Below are 10,945 nucleotides of genomic sequence, written 5' to 3' on the forward strand. Positions count from 1 at the left end.
GATATCTCATAATTTTTATAATGTCACCGAAACCTAAAGATAGAATCGAAGCTTTTATTGATCTAATAAAATACCAACCCTCTATTTTTTTAGAGGAAAATAGGATTGATTTAAAGCAACAAATAGAAAAGTTTCCAGAAGATGTTGAAGCCCTCTCAAATGCCATTTCTTCTTGGTGCCTCAAACACCCTAACATTTTTACGGCTTTAAGAGATAAACTAGATAGCTTAGATAGCATGTTGGGTTCAATACCTGGAGAACAAAAGGGTCCAGCTGAATCGAATCCCAAACCTAAACCCGAAGACTACAAACCACTCCTAAAAAACCAGGTGCGGGAAAGTTTCCCCGAAACTACTCCCGAAACTACTAAGGAGCAAAAACCATCAGACTCTAACAAATGAACCAGACACCCACAGCTTGGAAAGCACAAAATCCTAGCCTCACCCTCTATGCCTTTCAGCTGCGCCAAGAGATCAGTAAAGGCAAGCAAGAGGTGATGGACAATGCTGATCAACTGTGGGAACAATGTGTTGCCCTTGGCCAACAGCGGAACATCCAACTCCTCAAATCTCTCAAAACAGAACTCCGCTGCTACACTTACGATTCCAAAGATTCTCAGTACCACTACAATCCCAGCCATGAAGACCAAGAAGCAACACCAGAGGAGAAACCCTATCTAGATGATTGGCTGGAATTGGTGAGGAAAGACCCCCAATCAGATCAAGCCCGTCAGCTGCGTTTTCACAGTGAGTCAGATAAAAATGGTTTGCGCCTGATGGGAGAAATTTATCCCCTGCGCATTCACGATACCTATGCCCTTGACGTGACCCTACGTTACCGTGAAACTGTAGATTTAGCCCAGCTAAGTCAGCTAAATCCCACTGACCAAATCCAAGCCTCCATCGGACAGACCCTACTGCTATTTACTAAACCAGTTAATGTCGAAGAATCCGCCTATGAAGACTTTGCTAATCACTGTGTTGCAGCGTTAGTTAAGGAAACAGCAGACTATATCCAACCATCAACAACGGGTCAACTCTTTGGTAGTCCTATTTTTGAATACGATAATGACAAAGAGACGCCCAGGGAACGCTGTCACATTTTGGTGTGGTTAGACTCTCATCCTGAAACCTTGAGCAAAACCGTCGAGGCTTATCACTCCTTGCTCAATTTGCTCGGTTGTCGCAGTAAAATACTTTACGCTTATTCTCAATCTCGCCACTGTCATGATAAAGCCTTGGAACTCTATAGGGAATTAGAGCAAAAGGTAGAGCAATTAGTCCAACCCCCTGAAGAAACCCTAGAGGAACTCAACCAGTGGCTCAAGGAAATACCCCAACGGGCATTTCACTATGCTAAATACCTCCGGGACATGGAAGACCACAGAACTACAATTACTACGAACATCGAGAACTATAGATCCAGGTTAGAGAACATTAAAGCATTGAGTTTGCCCAATGATGACCTGGCATTTCTACAAACCTTCCTTGACCGCACCTGCAAGCAATTTAAAACTCAGATTCAAGTAGACCTCAACTACCTTAGACCTGGTCAAAACTTATTTGAGCAGATGACTGCCACGATTCGGGGCATGATCGAGGTTAAGCAAGCAGAAAGCGATCGCATTTTACAGGAAACCTTACAAGCTAATGAAGCTGCTGCCCAAAAACGGGAACAAAAATTAGAACTAGTGATTACCGTAGTCGGTACCGGTTTAGCCGTCAGCGGTATTTCGTCCCAAGTTGCCTCTGATGCTACCGAGAAAATTTTATCAGTTTCCAAAGAAGACGCTAATCTTCCCAGTTATTTCGGCTACAGTTTCCTAGATATACTATTTCATCTCCTAGTAGGAGTTATCTTAGCAACTCCTGTAGGCATTATTGTCTGGTGGTGGCGAAGAAAGCCGAACGGAAGGTAATTTCTAAGCCATTCAGCGGTCAGCTATCAGCTATCAGCTATCAGCTATTAGCATTAAGCTAAGCTGCTTTTGAATAGGCGTTGCTAATTCTGGGTATGATTCCGCCCCCTAGGGCGTGTTGTCAAAGTCGTTGTATCCTAATACTAACCCACCGAACCTGTAAAGATACCCACAGCATAAGGATAGATGACTGAATTCCAGATTCGCTTAGCTAAAATCTCAGATGTAGAACCTATCTTGGATTTTTGCCAATATACCTGGGAAAATCAAAACGATTACATGCACTTAGTATTGGAGAAACGGATTAACAATCCTGAAAATAAAGTTTTTGTAGTTACTCTTGATGATATTCCTGTGGCGATGCAGCAAGTCGTTATTTTGTCCAAACAGGAAGTTTGGCGAAGTTCTTTGAGAGTAGATCGTCGCTATAGACGGCGAGGTTTATCTAAATTATTAGATGCACATACAAATAAGTATTTATCTCAACTAAATGTTCCTATATTACGTTACTGTGTCTTGTCTAACAATGAAGTAATGTTGAAAATTATCTCTCGCCGAGGAGATAAAAAAATAGATAGTTATAGTCTTTGTAAAGCTGATGCTATTGCTTCATAAACCAACCAGTTAATTCAATTAGACCTGAAAGATTTTGATGATAATTGGTATTTAATCATTATAAATAATTTATTATACAAAAAACAAACATTTTACACACAATTAATTCCTAAATGTCAAATTATTACTCCTGAGTTAGTAAAAGACTGTCTGCTTGGGGGAAAAGTTTTCGGATTAAGACAAAATGAAAGATTACGAGGTATAGCTATTCAAAGTTACTCGGAAGTTTCAGAGGAAGAGTTTTATATTGGTTATCTTCATGGAGAGCCAGAAATCTTGACAGTGCTTCTTTGTGAATTATGTAAATTAGCCTATTCTTTAGGTAAGTCAGTGGTTAAAGGTCTTTTTCCTTTGAATGATATTTTCGCAAATGCTCTTTCCCAAGCTGCTTTTCAAAGAATACATCAAGCTGAAATAGGGATATATCGCTCTTCTTTCAAACCGGGTTGATTTCTTGGGTGCATCTCATTCTTGCTGTTCGACCCGGTGGGTGGAACCGGCATCTTAGTGGAATGGGCATCTTAGTGGAACCGGCATCTTGCCGGTTATCAATATTCCCAGGCGGACTGTCCCAACACTGGCGCTAGAGCGAAAAATGAGGGCGAGCCCGTCTGATCACGCACCACTAGCAACATTTACTAATTAGATTAATAATTCTATTATTATTAACCCAAAACTGGTTTACCTGTAGCAACAACCTGTTCTATAATATCAGCCGCTCGACTCACTCCCCCTGCTAATTTAATTGCCTCTTGTAGCCTCAAGGCATTCTTTTTATAGGAATCTTCCGTTAAGACCAGTTTGATAGCCTTTTGTAGCTTCTCCACACTCAATTTTTTCAGAGGTATGACCTCTCCTGTTCCTGTCCAAGCGATCCGCGCCGCCACTCCAGGTTGATCGTTGGTAATGGGAATAGCTACCATTGGTACTCCATTACTCAAAGATTCTAGGGTAGTATTCATTCCGGCGTGAGTGATGGTAAGGGTCGCTTTTTGTAATAGTTCTAATTGAGGTGCATAGCCAACAACTAAGGTATTTCCAGGCAATTCTGGCAAAGATTCTGGAGTAGCACCCCCACCTAAAGCAATCACTAATTGAGCATCCAATCCCACACAAGCGTCTGCAATCATTTGGAAAATCCACAGAAGCCGATTTTGTAACGTACCCATAGAAGCATAAATCAGTGGTTGTCCAGTGAGTTTTTCATAAGGAAAAGGCGCAGGTTCTCGACTCGCTGGGTTACTATAAGGCCCTGTGAAATGAAAACAAGACGGTAGTTCTGTTCTAGGAAATTCAAATTCAGCAGGCTGGTGACTAAGTTGAGCCAATTGAGAAGAGTATTGATTGACGTTATCATAGGGAGATAAATTCCACTGCTGACGATAATCATTAATAACGTTTTCCAGAGATTTCCCCATCAGAGAAAGCAGTGCATAACCCACTCGATTGCGTAGAAGTACCCGCCATGAAGGGTCATAATTCCAGGAGGTGCTAAAGGGAGGAACGCTCATTTCCCGATTCAAAATTAAGGCACTGCATACAGTAACAAAAGGAATATCTAGATAGTCAGCGATAGTTCCTCCTGCTGGATAAGCTTGATCTACTAATAATAGCTCTATACCTGCTGCTTTAATTACGTCTGGAGCATCCCGAAGAGACATTTTGGCTACATTGACAATCCAATTGATTGTATACTGGAATGCCTTAAATCCGCTGAGATTACCTAGTTGAGTAAATATGTCTTTTGTGGCTCCTTTGGGAAAATCAGACTTGCCAATCACCTGAAATTCTAATCCTGCGGCTAGAACTTTTGGTTGAGCGTCTTCAATGCCGAATACAGTGACGCGATGACCACGCTGTTTCAGTTCGTAACCTAAAGGAGTCATAGTGTTAAGATGACCAGAAGCAGCAGGACAAATGATGCCAAAATGAGTCATAATATTTGAACAGTAAAAGACGTGACCCCGATTTAATGGTACTTGAGCAAAAATTCAACTCAAATTTAACATAAACTGGCTTGGTAAGGGATGAATAGGTACCGATACTTGTCTAACCAATCGATAAAACGACAAGATATGGCTGTAGGAACTGCTTTAACAGCATTGCGATCGCAGACCCAAACTCATGTCTACGTTCCCTGGCTTATCCTGTCCAGATAAAGCTGCGATCGCAGTTAGTCCTCTCAGGATTGTGTTATACTTAAAGACTATAGGTCTCAAAAATCTCGATACAATTTGCGATCGCACCCAAATGAGCAATTTCATAACCAATCGTAGATGCCATAGTTATCTTGAGAGAGCAAAACTGATAATAATGAAGAATGTAGAATGCAGAATGTATAATTCAATTCTTAATTCTTAATTCTTAATTATCAATTCTTAATTCTTAATTCTTAATTATCAATTCTTAATTCTTAATTCTTAATGAACTATAAGTCTCAAGAATCTCGATACAATTTGCGATCGCACCCAAATGAGCAATTTCATAACCATGGGTATTTTGGGTAGGAAAACTCAAGCAAGCAGCACGAGCAACATGACCAAACTTCATGGCGATCGAAGCATCAGAGCCAAAACCATCAATAACCGCCAACTGAATCGGGACCTCACAACTTTCTGCCGCTTGTTGCAATTCCCGATTTAACCCTTCATCGTACATGCCATAATTATCTTGAGAGAGCAACACTGGTGCTGGTCCATCTTCGATGGGATACTCCGCAGACAACGGACAAATTTCCAGAGCAATCAACGCATCTAGAGATTGATTTTGAGTAAAATACAAAGCCCCAATTGCCCCTACTTCCTCCTTTGCTGATGCCACCAAATAGGTATCAACTGCTGGAGTTTTCAACCGTTGGGCTAAGGTTAGCAAAATCGCGATGGATGCCTTATTATCCAGGGTATAGCTAGCAATATAATCCTTAAGGCGCACAGGTCTCTTACGATGTTTACCAACTACCATACGAGTGCCTGGACGCACCCCAGCCTCTGCCAATTCTGTAGTACTACATTTAGTTTCAATCCAGGCATCTTGCCAACGTAGAGGAGCATCATCCTGCAACGCTTTTTGGGGAGATTCATGGGAAACATGACGTGAGCCAAAGGAGAGAATACCGCTAATGGTATAGTTATCCCCCAACAGCTCCACCACACCCTCACCATAAACCCAAGGAAAAGAACCCCCCAACCGGCGCACTTCCACCCGTCCTGCGTCACCAATCCGTTTAACAATCGCACCAATTTCATCTTTATGAGCAGTAATCGCAATGGGACTGGCACCAGCATCCTTACCAGGGATTTTAGCAATTACATTTCCCGCCCGATCCTGCCAAGTTTCCACCCCTAAAGCTTGAAACCGATGCAGTAACAATTGGTCAATTTCCCCTTCCGCACCACTAGGGGAATGGTGCATAACTAACTCTTCTATGGTTTTGAACAGTTGGTTGTAATTGTTAGTCATTGTTGGGAAGAGGGAGTAGGGAGTAGGGAGTCGGGAGTCGGGAGTCGGGAGTCGGGAGTCGGGAGTAGGGAGTCGGGAGTAGGGAGTCGGGAGTCGGGAATAGTAGGAAAGAAAACCTAGGATTTTTTGATGTTATGATAACTCAGAATTGGGTTTCATGATCTAATTGAAAACGGTATCTAGAGGGAGCTTCGGAACAGGTAATAGTAGGAAAAAACTCCTAGTATTTTTTGATGATACTGGTAAAGATGTAGTGATTTAGGCGTTGGTCTGGTCAAGGTTTCGGGAGCTAAAGTCAGGAATTGTATAGCACTACCAGGATTTTTACCGATTCCCGACTCCCGACTCCCGACTCCCGATTCCCAATTCCCGATTCCCGATTCCCGATTCCCGATTCCCGATTCGCGCATTCTAAATTCGCGCATTCTAAATTCCCGATCCCCTCTTCCCTATTCTCTTAGAACCTATTCCTAAAGCCCCCAAAGCAAATAGACCTAAAGCCATTGCTGGTTCAGGAACATTAGTTGGGTGTGGATGGTTATTAGCTGGGTGTGGATGGTTATTATCTGGGTGTGGATCGTTCAATGCTGATAGGGCTAAATCCGCAATGATTCGATAAACACCAGTGGTTGGATGTTGTAAATCCCAGAATAAAAACTCTTCGGGATTCTCACATACAAATTGTGCTGGTATATTCAGACAAGGAGTAGTGACATTGGTGAAACCAAATTCCTTCGGCTGAGCCAGAATTTCCTTAAATATAGAATTAACATCAAGCGGGATGATATTGACATCTGAGTCGGCAGTCTGACTGAATTGATCCAGTAGTTCAGACAAACCAGAATTATGGTCTTCTATCAAGGTGTTGAGGGCATCGGTAGTACCAGGAACACGTCCATCAACTCCCAGAGCAATGGGCGTATTGCCCAAATCTGGCAAGTTAACGACCATAATAGTCTTAGCCCCAACATCAGTCAGGTCTTGGAGTGCATCTGACAAATTTGCCAAGGTGGTGTCAGTTTCTGTAAATGGTTCAAAAGTGCCTTGGTTGGGTAGATAATCATTAGCACCAGCCCACACTATATACAGAGCATCTGGGTCAGCAGACTGACCGGCTTGTATTAGGGGAACAGTAAAGGCATCAATCTGCGGTTGCAATCCTGGTAAAACTTCCAATCCAGAGAAGGGAACAGGGGCAGTTTGTACAGTGCCTGTAGTAGAACCACCAAAAGCGAAGTTAATGCCTTCAGTAGGGATAGCACCTGAGCCAAGAGTGGTAAACAGAGTAGGGTTTAATTCCAAATCCCCTGCAAGATAATCCACCCAGTTGGGACCATTGGAAAAACGTCCCTCAAAATAGGGTGGACTGGGGGGAATTCGCTCTACGGTGGCATTAAACAGATTGCCTTGATCAGAGAGGCTGTCTCCAAAGATATACATCTTGCTAAACAACTCGACAGCATTTGCCCTCAGGGGCAACATTAAAGAGAAAAAGACTAATCCTGTAGCGGCAATTTGTGTCTTCATGATGTTATTTAACTTAATTGCAGATAATTATCTCAGCTCATGTCCGATTTAATACTTATCCTTCTTGGTTGATAGTAAATTGAACCTTGAAAATTAACTAACCATAAGCAATTAGCAATTCAAAATTCAAAATTCAAAATTCAAAATTCAAAATTCACAGGCATCAGATCAACCATTTTAGACGTGATTAACCGGACTTGATATAGCAGTCGCCAGGGCAGGCGCGGACATGACAAAAGTCTCAAACCTAAGTAAGCGCAAGAGTTTGACTTCTGACTTCTGACTTCTGACTTCTGACTTGTGCTATATCATGTCTGCCATTGACACACTTGACCAATCACCACTAATTACTAACCCATGACAATAGCTATTCGTAATTGTGCTTAAGCACAATTAAAAGCTGTTTTCAGCTGTTTTGTATGCACCTAATTCGATGGTTTAGCTTTTGGTGCCCCTGATGGCTGACTGGTTTGAGGTTTAAGAAACAGTGCTTCTTTGGCAGATTGCCCTTCACCCTGAGAACCGAAATACCAAAGCGCTGCTCCTGCTTCAGCACGGGTGACTGGTTTTTTAGGCTGAAACAATATTGTATAACCAAAAACTCGGCGAATGTTTGCCAAATCGCCATTTCGGAAATCAGCTAAGACGGCTCGCAATGCTTTCGGGTCAATTTCAGCGGTATCTTTGAAGCCCCAGGTTTCTTTCACTGCTTCAATAGAGGCTTTGGGCAAAGCTTTACGAGTATCGAGAGGCACTTTCCACAACATCAGATTTTCCCTAGTCAATGGTGCATCTGGACGAAACAATACTGCCGTAGAATCGCCACTGAGGGGACTAGAAATTAATCCAGCATCAGCTAATCCCTGAATATAGGGAAAATCAGGATCCGTACGAGGCACATCCTGAAATGCAGGTTGAGTAGTTTTGGATGCTAAACGGATTTGCAATCCTGGACGATTGGCATAGATCCGATTATTCGCATCCATCAGCCAACGGGCATACTGACGGCGGCTTATGGTTTGATTCGGGGCAAACTGAGTACCTTGACTATCAGCATTGGTCTTTGGATTAGCTGTGCCTGGGGTTAAGACTCCCAATTTTGCCAAATCTGCCACATACTTACGCAAATCTCGGGGGACTTTATCCAAGTCAGTAAATTTCTCAGGTTCTCCTGACCTGACCTGATCTGGCTTACTCGCAACCTCAGAGGGTTGTGTTGGTTTCTGGGGTTGTGTTGGTTTCTGAGGTTGTGTTGGTTTCTGAGGTTGTGTTGGTTTTTGAGCTTGTGTTGGTTTCTGGGATGGTTGTGGTTTCTCAGCTTGTGTTGGTTTCTCAGCTTTGGTATCCTTACCATCCCGGACGTACTGAATATCAAATGTGGTCACACTGCTGTTGGTAGCAACCGCTGGGGGCTTTGATGAGGAGGCAGCGCTCGATTTGCCAGTAGTGGCACGAGAAGGAATCGAAAGGGTAACATCCAAGTCATTACGACGGACGATGAATGTGCCACCATCTTGCTCTTCAGGCTGGTCGAGGACTTCCCAGCCTCCCGACTCAAAGGTCTTTTGGTAAAAGTTCTGAATTAAATTAATTGGGTCAGGGGATGACCAAATCGTCAGCTTACCTGGAGCAGCAGCATCTTTGAGGGGTTCGACTTGTTCCAAGGTTGCTTGTTGATAACGGGGAATCTCAGTGGGGAAGTCTTCTGGCAACGGTACTGACTTCTGTTTCTGGGGAGTACTTTGAGGCTTGTTCGGAGATGGCCGACCCAAGTTTTTGGGTGGGTTATCTTTCAGTGTGGGGTCTGCTCCCAAAGACCGCTGCAAAGCGTCACCTAGGTTAGTGTTGGCGCAGGCACTCAACACACCCAGAAGACAAACCGCTAAACTCGCACGTAGGACAGAGTGTGGAAACAGCACGGGCATTGTCCAACAACAGTACTCACTTCCTAAACTAACGCAAATTCACAAAAGGGCAATCAAGCGTGTTATCCTGGCTGAGTTGCCAAACTAGTAAAGATGTTTAGGGCTAGGGGGGCGGTCATACCCATAAATCTGCCTTACCGTCAATTTAAATGTCAATTTAAATCTTGTATGGATGCACAGAAAAAGAAATTAGCAGCACCGAGTGAATCTTCTGAATCTTTTCAGGAGCAGCAAGCAGATGCTCAGGGTCAACAACAGGCCAAGGGTGGCACGCCATTCTGGAAGCAAGTACAGGAAAATTTCCAAATTATTGCGATCGCACTAGCCTTAGCTCTATTGATTCGAGTATTTGTCGCAGAACCTCGCTACATTCCCTCGGATTCCATGTACCCGACGTTGGGAGTAGGCGATCGCTTAGTGGTGGAAAAAATCTCTTACCGTTTCCATACCCCAAAAGTCGGTGACATTATAGTGTTTGAACTACCGCCACAATTACAAATTTTGGGTTACTCAAAAGACCAAGCTTTCATCAAGCGGGTGATTGGCACATCCGGTGATACGGTTCAAGTCAAAGATGGCAAAGTTTATCGCAACGGTACTCCTCTAGACGAGGACTACATTGCCCAACCTCCCCATTATCAGATGGGGCTGGTGCAGGTGCCAGAAGATCAGCTATTTGTCATGGGAGATAACCGCAACAATAGCAACGATTCCCATGTTTGGGGTTTTCTAGGTAAAGACAAAGTCATTGGTCGTGCCTGTTTCCGTTTTTGGCCACTTAGTGAACTTGGTTCGATCTGAACTATAACAGCAGTTTTCAATTGGGTGAGGTACGTAAGCATTCAGCCGTCAGCTGTCAGCTGTCAGCTGACGGCAGTAATTACCATTACCCATTACCCATTACTATTATGAAGGATTCACAGTAACCAACCTACACTTCCCTACCCTGGTGAGGGTAGGTTGGTGACCCAACCACTGAGATCCACTGCTAAGGTTTGACCCAACTTGAGTAGGGGGCTTGGGGAAAGTGAAGCACTGAGGGCAGTGCTACAGGTACACATTTTACATAGCCAGGGATAGCTGCCATTGCTATCACTATCTTTGTTTTGACTATCTTTCTTTAAATCTTGGCTTTGGATCAGCTGAGGCAAAATTTGGTTATGGAAGTACTGCAAGTAAAGTTCTTGGCAACGATCTAAGGATAAGCTTAGATTGAGCTGATTCCCAACATCAATCATTTTGTCTAGCCGTTGAATATCGACTTCCACTTCCTCTGGGTTGCTATCGTAAAGAATTTGCCAGAGCGTACGCAAAATTAACTTTTCTAAGGTTTGCTTGACTTCTAGGGTATTCAACTGACAGTGGAGATGATTCGCTGCTGTTGCGATCGCTTCTAACTCTGCCAACCTACTCCATACCACCTGCTGATCACTGCTATCACTATCTAATGCCCTAATCACAGTAATACACTGATTGGATATAGCAATTTCTGCTGCTACTT

At 43.3% G+C, this 10,945-nt stretch carries 12 protein-coding genes and 1 pseudogene; 7 read left to right on the plus strand and 6 right to left on the minus strand.

The annotated features are described in order from the left end of the window. Nucleotides 1-20: 20 nt before the first annotated feature. The 4 genes from F6K49_RS12760 to F6K49_RS12775 all read left to right on the plus strand — a co-directional run bounded on the left by F6K49_RS12760 (nucleotide 21) and on the right by F6K49_RS12775 (nucleotide 2,983). Entirely contained in the window at nucleotides 21-401 is a 381-nt protein-coding gene (locus F6K49_RS12760) for a hypothetical protein (RefSeq protein ID WP_293097038.1), read from the plus strand. Next, complete coding sequence (locus F6K49_RS12765; protein ID WP_293097041.1) at nucleotides 398-1,918, plus strand: hypothetical protein; 1,521 nt, start codon at nucleotides 398-400, stop codon at nucleotides 1,916-1,918. The genes F6K49_RS12760 and F6K49_RS12765 overlap by 4 nt, the downstream gene beginning before the upstream one ends. Before the next feature lie 186 nt (nucleotides 1,919-2,104). Beyond that, a complete protein-coding gene (locus F6K49_RS12770) occupies nucleotides 2,105-2,533 on the plus strand; it encodes a GNAT family N-acetyltransferase (RefSeq protein WP_293097044.1) in 429 nt (142 codons plus the stop codon). Between the two features lie 276 nt (nucleotides 2,534-2,809). Then, nucleotides 2,810-2,983 carry a hypothetical protein gene (locus F6K49_RS12775; RefSeq protein WP_293097047.1) on the plus strand — a complete coding sequence of 58 codons (174 nt, stop codon included), beginning with the start codon at nucleotides 2,810-2,812 and terminating at the stop codon, nucleotides 2,981-2,983. A 215-nt stretch (nucleotides 2,984-3,198) separates the two neighbouring features. On the opposite strand, the gene F6K49_RS12780 is transcribed toward F6K49_RS12775, so the two are convergent. The 3 genes from F6K49_RS12780 to F6K49_RS12790 form a co-directional block, all read right to left on the minus strand. Continuing rightward, entirely contained in the window at nucleotides 3,199-4,470 is a 1,272-nt protein-coding gene (locus F6K49_RS12780; RefSeq protein WP_293097050.1) for a glycosyltransferase, read from the minus strand. Nucleotides 4,471-4,626: 156 nt separating this feature from the next. After that, complete coding sequence (locus F6K49_RS12785; RefSeq protein ID WP_293097053.1) at nucleotides 4,627-4,797, minus strand: hypothetical protein; 171 nt, start codon at nucleotides 4,795-4,797, stop codon at nucleotides 4,627-4,629. A 142-nt stretch (nucleotides 4,798-4,939) separates the two neighbouring features. Continuing rightward, entirely contained in the window at nucleotides 4,940-5,992 is a 1,053-nt protein-coding gene (locus F6K49_RS12790; protein WP_293097056.1) for a M42 family peptidase, read from the minus strand. Between F6K49_RS12790 and F6K49_RS12795 the strand changes: the two genes are divergently transcribed. Together F6K49_RS12795 and F6K49_RS12800 are read left to right on the plus strand one after the other, a co-directional pair. After that, nucleotides 5,972-6,112, plus strand: coding sequence for a hypothetical protein (locus F6K49_RS12795; protein WP_293097059.1), 141 nt, complete (start codon nucleotides 5,972-5,974; stop codon nucleotides 6,110-6,112). The two genes, F6K49_RS12790 and F6K49_RS12795, sit on opposite strands and share 21 nt — an antisense overlap. A gap of 182 nt (nucleotides 6,113-6,294) precedes the next feature. Then, nucleotides 6,295-6,453, plus strand: a complete 159-nt coding sequence (locus F6K49_RS12800) for a hypothetical protein (protein WP_293097062.1) — start codon at nucleotides 6,295-6,297, stop codon at nucleotides 6,451-6,453. Here F6K49_RS12800 and F6K49_RS12805 read toward each other — a convergent pair. Further along, nucleotides 6,419-7,519: an SGNH/GDSL hydrolase family protein gene (locus F6K49_RS12805; RefSeq protein WP_293097065.1), complete on the minus strand. Its 1,101-nt coding sequence runs from the start codon at nucleotides 7,517-7,519 to the stop codon at nucleotides 6,419-6,421. The genes F6K49_RS12800 and F6K49_RS12805 overlap by 35 nt on opposite strands. Before the next feature lie 425 nt (nucleotides 7,520-7,944). After that, a complete protein-coding gene (locus F6K49_RS12810) occupies nucleotides 7,945-9,444 on the minus strand; it encodes an S-layer homology domain-containing protein (RefSeq protein WP_293097069.1) in 1,500 nt (499 codons plus the stop codon). A gap of 168 nt (nucleotides 9,445-9,612) precedes the next feature. Here F6K49_RS12810 and lepB point away from each other — a divergent pair, with 168 nt between their 5' ends. Next, the gene (lepB, locus tag F6K49_RS12815; RefSeq protein ID WP_293097073.1) at nucleotides 9,613-10,245 is read left to right on the plus strand and encodes a signal peptidase I; all 633 of its coding nucleotides are present in this window, start codon (nucleotides 9,613-9,615) and stop codon (nucleotides 10,243-10,245) included. A gap of 140 nt (nucleotides 10,246-10,385) precedes the next feature. Here lepB and F6K49_RS12820 read toward each other — a convergent pair. Further along, nucleotides 10,386-10,945 (minus strand): annotated as a pseudogene (locus tag F6K49_RS12820) (glycoside hydrolase); the annotation flags it as partial.

It is taken from the genome of Moorena sp. SIO3I6 (assembly GCF_010672095.1).

Bases quoted from the DNA above. Each gene is read 5' to 3' on its own strand.
- F6K49_RS12805 (WP_293097065.1), bottom strand. From the start codon at position 7,519: ATGAAGACACAAATTGCCGCTACAGGATTAGTCTTTTTCTCTTTAATG.
- F6K49_RS12785 (WP_293097053.1), bottom strand. From the start codon at position 4,797: ATGAAATTGCTCATTTGGGTGCGATCGCAAATTGTATCGAGATTTTTG.
- F6K49_RS12790 (WP_293097056.1), bottom strand. From the start codon at position 5,992: ATGACTAACAATTACAACCAACTGTTCAAAACCATAGAAGAGTTAGTT.
- F6K49_RS12810 (WP_293097069.1), bottom strand. From the start codon at position 9,444: ATGCCCGTGCTGTTTCCACACTCTGTCCTACGTGCGAGTTTAGCGGTT.
- F6K49_RS12765 (WP_293097041.1), top strand. From the start codon at position 398: ATGAACCAGACACCCACAGCTTGGAAAGCACAAAATCCTAGCCTCACC.
- F6K49_RS12760 (WP_293097038.1), top strand. From the start codon at position 21: ATGTCACCGAAACCTAAAGATAGAATCGAAGCTTTTATTGATCTAATA.
- F6K49_RS12780 (WP_293097050.1), bottom strand. From the start codon at position 4,470: ATGACTCATTTTGGCATCATTTGTCCTGCTGCTTCTGGTCATCTTAAC.
- F6K49_RS12770 (WP_293097044.1), top strand. From the start codon at position 2,105: ATGACTGAATTCCAGATTCGCTTAGCTAAAATCTCAGATGTAGAACCT.
- lepB (WP_293097073.1), top strand. From the start codon at position 9,613: ATGGATGCACAGAAAAAGAAATTAGCAGCACCGAGTGAATCTTCTGAA.